Source organism: Streptomyces sp. RGM 3693 (assembly GCF_050471125.1).
Lineage (GTDB): Bacteria > Actinomycetota > Actinomycetes > Streptomycetales > Streptomycetaceae > Streptomyces.
In genome coordinates, this window is the sequence record NZ_JBMPPQ010000001.1 from 3746289 (window position 1) to 3762121 (window position 15833).

Annotated in this window: 9 protein-coding genes; all 9 read left to right on the forward strand. The window is 73.0% G+C overall.

All coding sequences use genetic code 11. The features are described 5' to 3' along the window. Positions 1-528 precede the first annotated feature (528 nt). Genes ACO0M4_RS16605 through ACO0M4_RS16645 form a run of 9 tightly spaced genes read left to right on the forward strand, consistent with a single transcriptional unit; the run spans position 529 to position 15768 of the window. Positions 529-1998, forward strand: coding sequence for a 3-phosphoshikimate 1-carboxyvinyltransferase (locus ACO0M4_RS16605; RefSeq protein WP_430371015.1), 1470 nt, complete (start codon positions 529-531; stop codon positions 1996-1998). Then, positions 1995-3314 (forward strand): aspartate aminotransferase family protein, encoded by a 1320-nt coding sequence (locus ACO0M4_RS16610; RefSeq protein ID WP_430371017.1) that lies wholly within the window; start codon positions 1995-1997, stop codon positions 3312-3314. Before ACO0M4_RS16605 ends, ACO0M4_RS16610 begins: the two co-directional genes overlap by 4 nt. Further along, positions 3311-4528, forward strand: coding sequence for a Coenzyme F420 hydrogenase/dehydrogenase, beta subunit C-terminal domain (locus ACO0M4_RS16615; protein ID WP_430371018.1), 1218 nt, complete (start codon positions 3311-3313; stop codon positions 4526-4528). The genes ACO0M4_RS16610 and ACO0M4_RS16615 overlap by 4 nt, the downstream gene beginning before the upstream one ends. 5 nt (positions 4529-4533) lie before the next feature. Beyond that, positions 4534-5640 carry a 3-hydroxyacyl-CoA dehydrogenase NAD-binding domain-containing protein gene (locus ACO0M4_RS16620; RefSeq protein ID WP_430371019.1) on the forward strand — a complete coding sequence of 369 codons (1107 nt, stop codon included), beginning with the start codon at positions 4534-4536 and terminating at the stop codon, positions 5638-5640. Next, complete coding sequence (locus tag ACO0M4_RS16625; RefSeq protein ID WP_430371021.1) at positions 5637-7607, forward strand: non-ribosomal peptide synthetase; 1971 nt, start codon at positions 5637-5639, stop codon at positions 7605-7607. Before ACO0M4_RS16620 ends, ACO0M4_RS16625 begins: the two co-directional genes overlap by 4 nt. Further along, the gene (locus tag ACO0M4_RS16630) at positions 7600-12399 is read left to right on the forward strand and encodes an SDR family oxidoreductase (RefSeq protein WP_430371022.1); all 4800 of its coding nucleotides are present in this window, start codon (positions 7600-7602) and stop codon (positions 12397-12399) included. The genes ACO0M4_RS16625 and ACO0M4_RS16630 overlap by 8 nt, the downstream gene beginning before the upstream one ends. 2 nt (positions 12400-12401) lie before the next feature. Continuing rightward, positions 12402-13433 carry a MupA/Atu3671 family FMN-dependent luciferase-like monooxygenase gene (locus tag ACO0M4_RS16635; protein ID WP_430371023.1) on the forward strand — a complete coding sequence of 344 codons (1032 nt, stop codon included), beginning with the start codon at positions 12402-12404 and terminating at the stop codon, positions 13431-13433. Then, positions 13430-14791: a condensation domain-containing protein gene (locus ACO0M4_RS16640; protein WP_430371025.1), complete on the forward strand. Its 1362-nt coding sequence runs from the start codon at positions 13430-13432 to the stop codon at positions 14789-14791. The genes ACO0M4_RS16635 and ACO0M4_RS16640 overlap by 4 nt, the downstream gene beginning before the upstream one ends. After that, positions 14788-15768 carry an acyl carrier protein gene (locus tag ACO0M4_RS16645; RefSeq protein ID WP_430371026.1) on the forward strand — a complete coding sequence of 327 codons (981 nt, stop codon included), beginning with the start codon at positions 14788-14790 and terminating at the stop codon, positions 15766-15768. The genes ACO0M4_RS16640 and ACO0M4_RS16645 overlap by 4 nt, the downstream gene beginning before the upstream one ends. Positions 15769-15833: the final 65 nt, after the last annotated feature.

Below are 15833 nucleotides of genomic sequence, written 5' to 3' on the forward strand. Positions count from 1 at the left end.
GCGGCCGTGAGCCGGTCGGTGATCGGCCGGACGGTCGACGCTCGGAACTCTTTGGGCAACGGGGCCCCTCGGAGCGAGGAAGCGGACGGGTGGGCAGCGGTGGCCGGGCTCCTGTCGCCGCCCTGTCCGCGCCCCGCAGATGACCGCTCGGGTCGCCTTGGAATCCTTTGAGATTTTGGGTGATTACGGGATCTTGCGCAGGGGAAGCGGCGCTTTTCTTTGTGCTTATGGGGGGATGGTCGGCTAGCGGGTAGTGATCCGTTTTCGTTGACATTCGCTCGGCGGGGATGGTTGAGTCGAACGCGCCGGGGAGCCCACCCCGGGTTGCCGAACTGCCGCGGACGTTGGTGCCGTCACTCGATTCCACCGTGTTCACGAGTGTCATGGCCCCCTCCGGCAGGGGTTTCTCCTCTCCTCGTTCGGTGACCGCTTCGGAGTGTTGCGTGCGCCAGCGCACGGGTGAATCGCTACAGGGAACGGTGCGGTCGGTTGCCCGGGGTCTCGTGGCCCCAGGAAAAGGAGCATGGTGTGCCTGAAGCCTGGAAGGACGGCCAGGAAGCCGCCCGGGAAACCGTTGGCGACGGTGCCGGGGAATTCGACAGACCGGCCACCGAAGCGGCGCACCTCGTGGTGTACGGCGGGCGGACCTCACGTCCCCGCGGCCCACTGGCCGTCGTGGTGCCGGGCGACAAATCGGTGAGCCACCGGGCGCTGTTGGCGGCCCTGCTGCCCGGCGCCCCCACCGCCCTCACCGTTCGCAACGCCAACTCGGGTGGCGCGGTACGGGCGTTGCTGCCCGCCCTGCACGCGCTGGGGCTACGGGTGGACGACGACGGTGGTGGCACGCTCGTCGTGCGCCGGGGCGCCGTACCCGTCCCGCAGACGGTTCGCGAACACCCCGGCATCACCACCTGGCCCTCGGGCGTGCCCTATCTGGAGACCGGCGGATCCAGCGCCGCGGCACGGCTGCTGATCGGGCTGCTGGCCGGGACCGGAACCCGCGCCGTGGTGGACGGTGACGAGGTGCTGCGCCACCGGCCGATGGAGTGGATCGTCGAACCCCTCGCTGAACTCGGAGCCGCGATAGATCACTTGGGAGAACCCGGGCGATTACCCGTGCTGGTGCGCGAACCGGTGTGCCGGCCCGGGACGGTGGAACTGTCCGTGGGAAGCGCACAGGCACGGTCCGCGGTGCTCCTGGCCGTGGCCGCTGCGGGGCTCCCCGCCACCGTGCGGCATCCCGTCCGCTCGCGCGACCACACCGAGCGGATGCTCGCCGCATTCGGCGCCGGGCTGGGCGAGCACGACCGCACGATCACTTGGGACGGCGGACCGTACACCGTCCCGTCCGTCATCGACGTCCCCGCTGACCCCTCACTCGCGGCATATCCCGTGGCGGCCCATCTGATGTGGGGCGACGGCGAGGAACTGCGCATCCCCGGCGTCTGCCTCAACCCGACCCGGTTGGGATTCTTCGAGGTGCTGCGGCGGGCCGGTGCCGGTATCTCCTACGAGGACCAACGGCGTACCAGCGGCGGTGAACCGACCGGAACGGTGGTGGCCAGCGGCGGACTGGACGCTCTGGAGTCGCTGCGGGTCGACGACCCCGCCGTCCTGCACGCGCTGATCGACGAGGTACCGCTGCTCGCGGCGGTCGCCGCCCTCTTGCCCGGCACGTCACAGATCGGGTGCGCCGAGGAACTGCGGTTCAAGGAGACCGACCGGTTGACGACCACGGCGCGCATGGTCGGTGCGTTCGGGGCCCGGGCAGAGGTGGTGGCGGACGGGCTGACGGTACGGGGCGGCGCCGCGCTGCGTGCCGGGACCGTACCCAGCTTCGAGGACCACCGCATCGCCATGGCCGCCGCGACCCTCGCGATGCGCCTCCCCGGGCGCACGACGGTGCACGGCGGCGCCTGCTACCACACGTCATTTCCCGACTTCGCCGATGTGCAACGTGCCGTCGGCGCCCGGATCGTGGAGGACAGCCAGCGATGACCGACTTAGTGACCGACCCGGCGGCCAGTCGGCGGGGGAGGAGCGACAGGCGCCACGGCGCCGTGGAGGCGCGGTCCACCGGCAGCACGCTCGGCCCGGAATTCAGCACCGGCAGCGGCCCCTGGCTCTTCACCGAAGACGGCACCGCCTGGTTCGACGGCACCTCCGGGAGCGGCGCGGCGACCCTCGGCCATCAGCACCCGGACGTCACGGCCGCCGCGGTCGCTCAGCTGAACCGCCTGACCCACACCGGCTGCAAGGTCGGCTCCGACGCCCGTACCCGCATGGTCCAGCGGATCGGCGCACTGTCCCCGTACCAGGAGCCCGCGGTGCTGCCCACCACGACCGGGGCCGAGGCGGTGGAGTCCGCGCTGAAGATCGCCCGGGCCGCCACCGGACACCAGGCGGTGGTGACCTTCCGGTACGGCTACCACGGCAAGACCGCCGGAGCGCTGGCCCTGACCTGGCGCCCGGAGTTCAAGACCTACAGCGCGCCGCAGCCCGACCACGTCGTCACCGCGGAGCTGCCCGACCCCCGCACCGGCGACCCGGCCGACGGTACGGCCCGCTTCGCGGTCGGCCTCTCGACCGCGCTGGACGCCGCCGACCAGCGCGGGGGCACCGCGGCGGTGGTGCTCGAACCGGTCCAAGTGACCGAGGGCGTGCTCCCCGTACCCGGCGTGATCCTCGACGAGATCGCCCGGCAGGCACACGCCAGGGGCGCACTGCTCGTACTGGACGAGATCTATACGGGGCTCGGCCGGGCCGGGCGACTGTTCACCGCCGAGCTGATGACCGAGACCCCGGATCTGACACTGCTCGGCAAGACACTGGGCAACGGCTTCCCGGTCGCCGCCGTGGTGGGGGAGCGGGCGGTGCTGGACGCGCTGCCGCCGAGCGTGCAGACCTCCACCTTCTCCGGCCATCCCCTCTCCTGCGCCGCGGCCGTGGCCGTGCTGGACATCGTCGAGCGGCAGGACGTGGCGGGCCGGGCGCGGGCGCTCGGCGAGCGGCTGCACACCGACCTCACGGAGCTGGCCACCCGCCACCCGTGGATGCACGCCGTCCGCGCGGTCGGGGCGCTGGCCGCCTTCGACTGCGTACGTGACGGGCGGTCCGACCCCGCACTGGCCAAGGCCGTCACCGGTGCTGCGCTGCGGGGGCGACTGTTGCTGTTCGGGGGCGGACCGGAGGGCGCCACGGTCAAGATGGTGCCGCCGGCCCTCCTGGACGGGGCGGATTACCGCTGGCTGACGGAGCGGATCGGGTCGGCGGTGGCGCAGGCCGAGGCGACGGACGGGAGCGGTCGAATATGACGTTCCAGCAACTCGAAAGGGACGTGCTGGAACCGGGGTTGTGCACCGTGTGCGGGGTCTGCCAGCTTGCCTGCCCGGCCGGGGTGATCGGCTTCGACGGGCTGGACCCGGTGCTCACCGCGGAGTCCTGGACCGCCGCCGACTGCGCGGACTGCTCCGACTGCCTCGACGTCTGCCCGGGAGCCGACCCCGGCACCCCGGAGACCGAGGCGAGGCTGTTCGGCCGCACCCGCACCCCGCGGGAACGCTGGATCGGCGTCTTCTCCGAAGTGGTCGCCGGGCACGCCCTGGACCCCGTGGTCTACGAGGCGTCCGCCAGCGGCGGCAGCCTGACCGCCCTGCTCCAGACCGCCATGCACCGCCTGGGCGTGACGGCGGTGCTGTCGATGGGGCGGGACGAAAAGGAGCCCTGGCGGGCCGCGCCGACCCTGGTACGAGACCCGGACGAGCTGGTGGAGACCGCCCAGTCCACCTATCAACTCGCGCCGTATTTAGGCGCGTTACGCCACCTCATGGTCGAGGAACCCCAGGCCCGGGTCGCCATGTCCGGGGTGGCCTGCCACATCCAGGCGATGCGCAAGCTCCAGGCGAGGGACACGGAGGTGGGCCGCTGGGCCCGTGACCAGGTGGTGCTCCTGGTCGAACCCGCCTGTTCCTCCAGTACGCGCCCCGAAGGCACCGCCGCCGTGATCCGGGAGCGCGCGGGCGTCCCGCTGGACTCCGTGGTCCGGCTGCGCTACCGCGAGGGCGCGTACCCCGGCGACATCGCCGTCCGCACGGACGACGGCGCGGACCACCGGGTGGAGTTCTGGCGCGCGGTGCGGGACTTCGCGGGGAACAAGACGCACCGCTGTCTGTCCTGCGGCGACTGGATGTCCGGGCTGGCCGACATCAGTGTCAGCGACGGCGATCCGAACATCTTCGCCGCGAGCGTGACCGGCGCCGAACAGCCCAAGCACGGAAGGGTGTTCATCCGCACCCGGGCCGGCGTCGAAGCGGTCGCCGCGGCGCGGGAACACGGACTGCTCAGCCACACGCTGGTGGACCTGGCCGGACTCAACCTCGGACTGGAGCGCAAGCGCAACCGGCGGGCGTCCTACGAGCGGTCCGGCAAGCCGGTGCCGCTGGGGCCGATTCCCGGGTACCAGGAGGAGCTGGAGATCGTGCCCGACGAGAAGTGGATCGCGGCTCCGGAAGGGGAGGGTGGCAGGTGACGGCGGTGCGCGGAACCCCGGCGGGGGGCTCGGCAACGGAACCGGACGCCACTCGGCAACCCTCCGAACCCGCCTTGTTGGTACGGCAGTTGGTAGCCAACGGGGCGGTCGAACCGGTCGTGGAGCAGGTGCGGCGGGAACCGCCGGGGCGCGGCGAACTGCGGCTGCGCGCCGAGTGGAGCCTGGTCAGCCCGGGTACCGAACTGCACTACCTGGACCGCAGCGCACGGACCGGCGAACGCTTCCCCCTCGGCTACTGCTCCGCCGGGGTGGTCGACGCGGTCGGCCCGCAGGCCCCCGGATACGCACCCGGGGACCGGGTGATCGCGATGGGCTGGGGCGAGGCCGTGCACAGTGAGGCGGTCACCGTCCCCTACCGGCTGTGCCGCCGTGTCCCCGACGGCCTGGACCTGGCGGACGCGGTGGTGGCGGGCCTCGCGGCGACGGCCGTCCACGCGGTGGACCGGGCGGTGCTGGAACCAGCCGACGAGGTGGTCGTGATCGGCGCGGGCATGGTCGGGCAGCTGGTCGCCCAGACCGCGGCGGCCCGCGAAGTCCCGGTCACGTTGGTCGATCTTCGCCCCGAACGGCTGCGTACGGCGACGGCGCTCGGCCTGGCCGCCGCCGACGGCCGAAGCTTCCTCGCGGAGGACACCGCGCAAACGCGTCCGGCCGGCGGCCGGTGCGTGTTCCTGTGCGGCACCGGCGACGCGGGCGAGGTGATCGCGGCGGCGGCCCGCTGGGCGGGCCGGGCGCCAGGCCGGCCGAGGCTGGTCGGCGTGGGTCGCTTCGCCGCACACATCGACTTCAGCGTGGAACTCGGCAATCTCGACATCCGCTACGCGGCCCGCTGCGGCGCCGGATACCGGGACGCCTCGTACGCACGCGGACTGCGCGACGTGACGGCCCCGGACGGCGAGGGCACGGTCACCGAGAACCTCCAGCGGGCCCTGGACCTGATCGACACCGGCGCCATCCGCCCCCGTGCGATGGGCCTGCCGCGGTTGCCCCTGGAACGAGCGGCGCAGGCGTATGCGCACCTGCGTGAGCGCCCCGCGCACCCCGCCGTCCTCCTTGGCTACGGCCCGCACGAGGGGAGTGTAACGCTGTGACACCAGCCACCCCGGTGTCCGAAGTGGCCTCGGAACACCGGCCGTTCCCCACCGCGGAGCGGGCGGGGACACTCGTCCACCGCTTCCTGGAGCAGGTCGCGGCGCACCCCGGGCGCGAGGCCGTGGTCACCCCCGAGGTCCGCTGGACCTACCGCGAGACCGCGTGGCGCTCCGCCCAGGTCGCCGCCGCGCTGACCACGGCGGGCCTGCGACCCGGTGACCGGATCGGCCTGCTCTTCTCCCACGGCGCGGAGATGGTCGCAGCCCTCCTCGGGGTGCTGCGGGCCAGTATGTCCTACGTACCGCTGGACGCCTCGTACCCGGAACCCCGGCTCGGCTTCATGGTCGACGATGCGGACGTCCGGGCACTGGTCGCCCTCGCGGACAACGCACCGCTCGCCGGCCGGCTGGCCGGTACGCGGCGGCCGGTGCTGGCCTACGAGGATCTGGTGCGGACGGAGGGGGCCGACCCGTCCGGAGCCGAAGCGGTGCACGATTGCGAGGCACCGACGGTACCGGTACGCCCGGACAGTGAGGCGTACGTTCTCTACACCTCCGGTTCCACCGGGCGGCCCAAGCCCGTCGCGCAGCTCCACCGCAACGTGCTGCACCACACCCGGGTCTGGACCGACGGCCTGGGCATCGGCCCGCTGGACCGGGTCACCCTCCAGTCCGCCTACAGCTGGGACTCCGCGGTCCAGGACACCTTCGCCGCACTGCTCAACGGCGCCGCGCTGTACCCCGTCGACCTGAAGTCCCTGGGAATCAGCGGCCTGTTGGACTGGATGGCCGCCGAACGCGTCACGGTCTACCACTCCACGCTCCCCGTCTTCCGGGCGCTCGTACGGGCCATGGCGTCGCGTGCCACCGAGCTGCCCGGGATGCGGATGCTCGCGCTCGGCGGCGACACCCTGCACCTGGCCGACCTCGACGCCGCCCGGCGGTCCTTCGGGGCACACTGCCGGGTCGCCGGAGCCTACGGCTCCACCGAGTGCTCGTGTGCCCTGCTGCGCGTCGCCGACCGGGACTACCGGCCCCCCACCGGGGTGTTCCCGCTCGGGTTCGCGGTGGCCGAGACGGCCGTACGGCTGGAGGACGCCGACGGGCGCGCGGTGTCGGGGCCGGGCGAGGGCGAGATCGTCGTCGAAAGCCCCTATCTCGCACCGGGCGCGGTCGCGGACGGCCGCACCTACCGCACCGGCGACCTCGCCCGGCGGCTCGACGACGGCACGCTACTGCTGATCGGGCGCCGTGACTTCCAAGTGAAGATCTCCGGGATCCGGGTGGAGACCGGGGAGGTGGAGAGCGCGCTGAAGAATCTCCCCCAGGTGCGCGAGGCGGTCGTCATGCCGTTCGACGACCGGCTGGGGGAACGGCAGCTCGCCGCCCATCTGGTGACGGCCGACGGCGCACGGCCCGAACCGTCCGCACTACGGGCCGCGCTGCGCACCGCGCTGCCCGACCACGCCGTACCCACCGCGTTCGTCTTCCTGACGGCCCTGCCGCTGACGCCCAACCACAAGATCGACCGCGCCGCGCTGCCGGACCCGCTGAGCGCGGGCGACCCGGGCCGGACCGCCGGAGGGGGCGGCGGCTCCGGTCCCGTGGGCGCCGGGCCGTTGGCGCGGGCGGTGGCCGAAGCCTGGTGCGAGGCACTGGGCGTCGCCACGGTCGGCCCGGACGACAACTTCTTCGACCTGGGGGGCACCTCGCTGCGGATCGCCACCGTGCACGAACGGCTCACCCGCACCGTCGCGCCCGATCTGCGGATGACCGACCTGTACCGGGCGCCCACCCTCCGCAGACTGGTGGACCTCATCGGTGGTGGCGGCCGGCCGGACTCCGCGGCGGGCGCCGCCCGAGGAGCCCGCCGCCGTACCGCCCATGGCGTCCGCCGTGCCGCGGCCCGCACCCGTAACGCGTCATCGTTCCCCAACGACCGGCAAGCAGGAGGCACTTGTGACTGACCGTCCCCGCGGTGAGACGGCCGCCACGGCGACCCCCGCCGACCCCGCCCCCGACGGCCGGATCGCCGTCGTCGGCCTGGACTGCCGACTGCCCGGCGCCCGGAACCACAGCGAGTTCTGGCGCAACCTGGTGGCGGGCACCGAACACCTCACCGACGTGGACGAGGAGCGGCTGAACGCCTCCGGAGTGGCGCCTGAAACGGTCGCCAACTCCCGTTATGTGCGCCGCGCTTCGGTCCTGGAGGACACCGACCTCTTCGACGCCTCGTTCTTCTACCTCAGCGCTCGCGAGGCCGAGCGGATGGACCCGCAGCTGCGGCTCTTCCTCCAGTCCTCCTGGTCCGCGCTGGAGCACAGCGGCCACGACTCCGAGCAGTACCCGGGCCGGATCGGCGTCTTCGCCGGCGCGCTCAGCAGCACCTACCTCCTGCACAACGTGTTGACCGGGGAACGCGGATTCAACGGCTCGCTGCCCCGGATGCGCGAGGACCTGTCCACGCTGATGGGCAACGACCCCAACTACCTCGCCACCAGGGCCTCGTACCACCTCAACCTCACCGGCCCGAGCATTTCGGTGCAGACCGCCTGCTCCACCTCGCTGGTGGCCGTGCACCTGGCGGTGCAGAGCCTGCTGGCGCAGGAGTGCGACGCGGCGCTGGCGGGCGGGGTGGCACTGCGCTTCCCGCAGGAGGCCGGCTACCTCCACGAGACCGACGGGATCACCTCGGCGACCGGGACCGTGCGCCCGTTCGACGCGGCGGCGGACGGCACGGTCTTCGGCAACGGCATCGGGGTCGTCGTCCTCAAGAGGTTGGCGGACGCGCTCGCCGAGGGCGACACGGTCTGGGCGGTGCTGCGCGGCTCCGCGGTCGGCAACGACGGCGCCGACCGGGTCGGCTACCCGGCGCCGGGCGTCGCGGGCCAGGCCGCCGTACTGGCCGAGGCGCTCGCGGTGGCCGACGTGGACCCCGCAAGCGTCAGCTATCTGGAGGCGCACGGCACCGGTACCAAGATGGGCGACCCCATCGAACTGGCCGCCGCGGCACAGTCCTACCAGGTCACCGGCGCGCCACCACTGACCATCGGATCGGTCAAGGCCAACCTCGGCCACCTCAGCACGGCGGCCGGGGTCACCGGGTTGATCAAGTGCGTGCTGATGCTGCACCACCGCACCCTGGTCGGCACCCCGCACTTCACCGAGTGGAACCCCCAGTGCGCCGTGGCGGGCACCCGCTTCCGCGTCGGTACGCGCACCGAACCGTGGCAGTCCGCGGACGGCGGACCGCTGCGCTGCGCGGTCACCTCCACCGGCATGGGCGGCACCACCGCGCACGTCGTCCTGGAGGAGGCCCCGGCGGTGGCCCCCGCGACCCGGGGCACCGCGCCCGCACCACCGGTGGTGCTGCTACCGGTCTCCGCCAAGTCCCCGGCCGCGCTGGAGACCGCGCGCCGGGAGCTGGCGGACCACCTGGAAGCGCTCGCGCAGGAACCGGCGCCCGCACCCGGCGACACCGCGCCGGACGACACCACTTCCCCCGGCGACACCGCCCTCGACGACACCGCATACACCCTTGCCACCGGCCGCCGCACCTTCAACTACCGCGCCGTGATCACCGCCCCCGACCGGACCACGGCCGTACGCGCCCTGCGCACCGCCGATCCGCGCTTCACCCACCAGGACTCCGGGCAGCCCGCCGACCGTCCGGTGGTCCTGCTCTTCCCGGGCCAGGGCGCCCAGCACCCCGGCATGGGACAGGGCTGGTACGAGCACCTGCCCGTCTTCCGCGCGGTCCTGGACGAATGCGCCGAACTCCTGACGCCACACCTCGGCCTGGACCTGCGGGACGCCCTCCACCCCCGGCTTCGCGGATACCAGGGCGAGACCCACGACCTGGGCCGCACCCGGCTGACCCAGCCCGCCCTGTTCGCGGTCGAGTACGCGCTGGCCCGGCAGTGGGCGGCGTGGGGCGTGCGCCCGGCCGCCCTGATCGGCCACAGCGTCGGCGAGTACGTGGCCGCCACCCTCGCCGGGGTGTTCCGGTTGCCCGACGCGCTACGGGTGATCGCGGAACGCGGCCGCCTGATGGACGAGTTGCCCGGCGGGGTGATGGCCGCGGTGATGCTCTCGCCCGAGGAACTGACCCCGTACCTCGAAGGCACCGAGGTGGCCCTCTCCGCCGTCAACGAACCCGCGGTGTGCACCGTCGCCGGCACGAAGGAAGCCGTCCGGGACCTGACTACCCGGCTGACCGCCGACGGCGTCGCCCACCGCAAGGTCGCCACCTCGCACGCCTTCCACTCGGCAATGATGGACCCCGCGGTCGGCCCGTTCACCGAGGTGCTGCGCGGCATCGAACTGCGCCGCCCCCAGATCCCGTTCCTCTCCAACCGCACTGGCACCTGGATACGCGACGAGGAGGCGCGGGACCCGGAGTACTGGGCCGGGCACCTGCGCGAAACCGTACGGTTCGCCGACTGCCTCGGCACGGTGCTCGCCGACGGCGACCACGTCTTCCTGGAGGCCGGGCCCGGCCAGACACTGGCCACCTTCACCCGCCGGCACCCGGACCGCGAGACCGGTGTGCCGGTCCTCACCTCCGCGGCCCGGGGCCGGGACGCGGGCGCCGACCTGACCGCGGTGACCGCCGCGCTCGGTCGACTGTGGGCCGCGGGTCTCACCGTGGACTGGCAGGGCTATTACGCGGACCGCGGCCGGACCCGGGTGCCGCTGCCCACCTACCCCTTCGAAGGGGCCCGGTACTGGGTCGAGCCCGGCAGCGGCCCGCTCACCGGCACCGGCAGCCGCGAGAGCGCCGTACGCAAACTGCCGCTGGACGCGTGGTTCTCCACCCCCGTGTGGCGGCAGGCCGTCGGCACCCTCGACGCGACCGCCGAACCGATCGCCGACCCCGTCCTGCTGTTCGCCGACCCCCAGGGCACCGCCGCCCGGCTGGCCCGGCACGCCTTCGCGGGCGAGGTGCTCACCGTCACCCCCGGCACCGCCTACGGACGCGACGGCGACACCTGGACCCTGCGACCGGACTCCGAGGAGGACCATGCCCGGCTCATCGGCGACCTGCTCGCCGAGGACCGGCTCCCGGACCGCACCGTGCACGCCTGGTCCACCTCGCCGCTGCCCGCCGAACGGGGAAAGGAGCGTTTCGAACAAGCCCAGCGCAACGGCCTGTACAGCCTGATAGCCCTGGTCAAGGCCGTCAGCGCACACGGCGTCACGCACCCCCTGCACCTCGACCTGATCAGCGCGGGCGCCTACGCCATCAGCCCGGCCGAGCCCGAACCGGCCGCCGAACTGGTCTCCCTCGCTGTCGCCGCCCGCGTCATCGGCCAGGAACACGGCAACATCGGCTCCCGCCACTTCGACCTCCCCGCCACCCCCGACGACCGGTCGCTGCGCACCCTCGCCGCCGAACTGGCCGGACGGCGCCGCCTCGAGGTCGCCACCACGCTGCGCGGCGCCACCCGCTGGATCGCCGACCTGGAACCCGTACGCGCCGACTGGACCGCCAAGGCCACCTCCCGGCTGCGCGACGGCGGCGTCTACCTGATCACCGGCGGACTCGGCGAGATCGGCTCCACCCTCGCGCACTGGCTGCGCCGGGAATGCCCCGGTGCCCGGCTCGCGCTGCTCACCCGCGATCCGCTGCCACCACGCGAGAGCTGGGACGCCTGGCTGGCCGAACACGAGGCGGACGACGCGACCGCACTGCGGGTGACCCGGCTGCGGGAGCTGGCGGCCGAAGGCGCCGAACCGCTCCTGGTCCACGCCGACGTGGCCGACGAGGACGCGCTGCGGGCCGCCGTACAGCAGGTCACCGCACACTACGGCGCGCTGGACGGGGTGGTGCACGCGGCCGGGTTGCCCAGCGAGCAGTGGGACCGGGCGATCACCGCGGCCAGCGTCGAGCAGTGCCAATGGCACTTCGCACCCAAGGCACACGGCCAGATCGCGCTGGAGAAGGTCCTCGCCGACCACCCGGTGGACTTCTGCCTGCTGCTGTCCTCGCTGGCCGGGGTGCTCGGCGGGCTGCGGCTCCTCGGCTACGGCGCCGCCAACCACTTCATGGACGCCGCCGCCGAGCGCGCCAACCGCGGTCTGGACCGTACCGTGTGGATCAGCGCGGCCTGGGACGTCTGGCAGCACCATCAGGACGAGAAACGGGCGATCTCCGCGATCGGCCGGAGCATGGACGACAAGGCGATCCAGCCCGAGGAGGGCCTGGAGGCCGTCCGCCGGCTGCTGATGCTGCGCGATGTCTCCCATGTCGCCGTCTCCACCTGGGACATCGCACACCGGCTGGACCAGTGGGTGCGTGACGAGCGGATCGCCCGGCCGACGGCGGGCGCGGCGCCGGGCGCCGCCACCGGCGAGGGCGCGCCGGGCGATGCGGCGGACGACCTGACCGACCAGGTGGCGCGGTTGGTGCGCGGGGCGCTGGGCCGCGAGGACATGCCGCTGGACGGTGACATCTTCGAGTTCGGCGGTGATTCGCTGCTGATCGTGCGGTTGCTGTCCGACGTCCGGGAGCAGTTCTCGGCCGAGGTACCGCTCGCCGATGTGCTCGGGGAGCCGACGCCGAGCGCGCTGGCCCGTTTCGTACAGGAGCGGATCGACGCCCGTGCGCAAGGACCGGCGGCGGCCGGTGACGACGATATCGAGGCGCTGGCGGCGGAGTTGGCCGGGCTCGATCCGGAAGACGTCGAACGACTGCTGACCGAGGCCCAGCAGACCACCGCCCGGCAGGACGGGGCCCCGCAGGAACAGGAGCGCTGACCGTGGACTTCAGCCTGATCTTCTTCTCCGGAGACGAGAAGAACAAATACCGCTTTGTGTTTGACGCGGCCCGCTACGCGGACGACAACGGGTTCACCGCGATCTGGACCCCGGAGCGGCACTTCCACCGCTTCGGCGGCCTCTACCCCAACCCCTCGGTGCTCGGCGCGGGTCTGGCGATGGCCACCCAACGGCTGCAGATCCGGGCCGGCAGCGTCATCCTGCCGCTGCACAGCCCGATCCGGGTGGCCGAGGAGTGGGCGGTGGTCGACAACCTCTCCCGTGGCCGCGCCGGCATCGCACTGGCCACCGGCTTCAGCCCGCTGGACTTCGCCATCAAGCCCGACGGCTGGCAGGACCGCAGGCAGCGCACCTTCGACGCGGTCAGCACCCTCCGCGAACTGTGGGAGGGAGCACCGGTCTACGTCCAGGACGGCTTGGGCAACCACGTCGAGGTGGAACTGCATCCGCAGCCCGTACAGCCCGAACTCCCCATCTGGCTCACCTGCACCAAGAGTCCCGAGACCTTCGAGATGGCGGGGCGCCTCGGCTGCAACGTGCTGACCGCGCTCATCGACATGACCAACGAGGAACTGGAAGAGAAGCTCGCCCTCTACTACAGGACCCTTGAGGAATACGGACACGACCCCGAGAGCACCACGGTCACGCTGATGCTGCACACCTTCATCGGCACCGACCTGGAGGAGGTGCGGAAGACCGTCTGGCCGCCGTTCAGCGAATATCTGCGGTCGTTCTTCACCGTCATCGACTCGCAGAAGAAGAACCTCGCCCCGGGGGCGGGCGTCCGGGACATCTCCGCCGGTGAGCAGGACGAGCTGATCAAGTTCGCCTTCGACAAGTACTTCGAGAAGGGTGCGCTGCTCGGCACTCCGGACTCCTGCACGAAGGTCGTCGACCGTTTCCAGGGCATGGGGGTGGGCGAGATCGCCTGCCTCATCGACTTCGGCGTCGACGAAGCCCTCGTCGTGGAGAGCCTCAGCCACCTCAACGAACTCCGGAGGCGCTACGCATGACCGCCGACCTCAAGGCCCGGCTCGCCGCACTCACCCCCGAGCAGCGGGCACTCCTCCGCGCCCGCCTGCCCCAAGTACGAGCCGCCCGCCGGAAACTGACACCAAGTCAGCTACGGCTATGGGACACCAGGCAGTGGGTGGCCGATCGCCCGGTGGACGTGGTCTGCCAGGCCGTCCACCTCACCGGGGCCCCCGTCGACCTCGACCTGCTCGCCGAGCGGGTGCTCGGCTTCGTGGCGGCCCACGAGGCGCTGCGCACGACGTTCGACAGTGCGGGGGACGGGGCCGGCGTCCGCCCGGTCGTCCACGCGCAACTGCCTCCCCGGCTGATCCGCACCCGCTGCGCGGGGGCCGAGGAGGCACACGCACGGGCCCGCGAACTGGCCGCCGAACCGTTCGACCTGGCCAGCGGCCCACTGCTGCGGGTGGTCCTCGCCGCGGGGGCGACGGCCGACGAGGCATGGCTGCTGGTCGTGGTGCCCAACCTCGTCTTCGACGCCTGGTCGTTCGAGTTGCTGCTGGACGCACTGGCCCGGCCCGCGGACACCGATCCACTACCCGCACCGCCCTTCAGCGACCTCGCACACGCACAGCGCGCCTGGCTGGACAGCGCGGCGGGTCGGGCGGCGGCCGCGTACTGGGCGGCCGAGGTCGCCGATGCCCCGCCGCCGCTGCCTGCCGACCGACCGCGCTCCACCGGGACCGGCCGGGCGGGCGCCCGGGTGGACTTCACGCTGCCCCGCCCCGTCGCCGACGGGATCCTGGCGGCGGCGCAGCGCGAGGCGGCCACCGCGTACACCGGCTGGCTCGCCGTGGCCTGGGCCGCGCTCGCCGAGTACGGCGGCCGTGACGACGTGCTGCTCGGCACGTTCACGGCAGGCCGGGACCGGCCCGGCAGCACCGACGCCGTCGGCTACCTGCTCAACGTGCTGCCGGTACGGCTGCGGGACGCCGGCGACGGCTCGCACGCCGCCCGCACCCGGGCGGCCCGCGCGGCGACCAGGTCCGGACTCGCCCACGCCGCCTACCCCGGCGAGCTGATCACCGAGCGGCGCCGCGTGCCGGGCACCCACCCGCTCCTGGACGCCGTCTTCGTCTTCGACAACCTGGGGGAGGCCACCCGGGAGATACAAGGCGCCCGGGTGGCCACCGCCGACCTCGACAAGGGCACCGCACGCTACGACCTGACGCTGGCCGTCTACCCCGGCCCGGACGGCGCCCGAGGCTGGCTGGAGTACGACACCGAACTGTACGAGGAGAGCACCGCGCGCCGGATCGTCGAGCGGTTCACGGCGCTCGCCGAGGAAGCCGCCGACAGCGCGGCAAGGGCCGAACCCGGAAACGGGGGACCGGCATGATCACCGCACGGCTCTGTGCCCCGGCCTATGAGCTGGGCGAGTACGCAGCCCCGGTGGCCGAGCTGCCCGAGCTCCAGGCGGACCCCAAGACCGCCGCCGAACTGACCTCCCCCGCGGCCGGGTTCGACACCTACCGCTGGTCGGACGCGCCCGTCGCGGAGCTGATGGCCGCCGCCGTCCAGCGCACCCTGGGCGAGGCCGGAGTCCCGGGCGACGAGGTCGACCTCGTGCTGCTGGCCACCGACTCGCTACCGGCCGGCCGCGCGGGACACCGCGAGGTCGCCGAACTCCTCGCCGAAACCGGGCTGACCCGGGCCACGGCGAGCACGCTCGGCCTGATGGACTGCGCCACCGCCATGGCAGCCCTCGGCACCGCGGCCTCCCTCGTCCGGGACGGCAGCGCACGCCAGGTCCTGGTGGTCTCCGGAGACCTGGCCGACCACGCCACCGGCGGCGAGCGCGTCGTGGCGGGGGGCGTGGCCATCGCGAGCGACGCGGCGGCGGCCGCGCTGGTGTCGGCCACCGCGGCGGGCCTTCCGGTGCTGGGCATGGCACACCACACCTCGCCGGTGACCCGTACGGGCGGCGGGGCACGGCAGGAGCTGACCGCGAAGATCACCGCACACCGCGAACTGTTCGCCCGCCTGGCGGCGCGCCACCCGCACCGGCCCGAGGACGTCCGCGCAGTGCTGCCCAGCAACTTCGCCCGCATGGTGCTGGAGATCTATCTCTCCGACGTCGGCTACGGCGGTGAGAAGCTCGCACTCGGCGACGTGGGGCGGATCGCGCACTGCCTGGGCAGCGATCCGCTGATCAACCTCACCGACCGGCTCGCCGAGACGAGCACGGCCGGTACGCGGACGGCGCCCGGTACGGACGACGGCCACCTGGTGCTGCTCGGCGCGGGGGTCTCACACCTGGCGGCCGTACTGCTGGGCGCGCAGCCGCTGCCCCACGCATCGGAGGGAGCCTTCTGAACGGCAACGCCCCGGCCGCAAGCGCCGCCTACCTCAACGGTTGCGCCGCCGCACTGGGCGACCTG

Bases quoted from the DNA above. Each gene is read 5' to 3' on its own strand.
- ACO0M4_RS16640 (WP_430371025.1), top strand. From the start codon at position 13,430: ATGACCGCCGACCTCAAGGCCCGGCTCGCCGCACTCACCCCCGAGCAG.
- ACO0M4_RS16645 (WP_430371026.1), top strand. From the start codon at position 14,788: ATGATCACCGCACGGCTCTGTGCCCCGGCCTATGAGCTGGGCGAGTAC.
- ACO0M4_RS16615 (WP_430371018.1), top strand. From the start codon at position 3,311: ATGACGTTCCAGCAACTCGAAAGGGACGTGCTGGAACCGGGGTTGTGC.
- ACO0M4_RS16610 (WP_430371017.1), top strand. From the start codon at position 1,995: ATGACCGACTTAGTGACCGACCCGGCGGCCAGTCGGCGGGGGAGGAGC.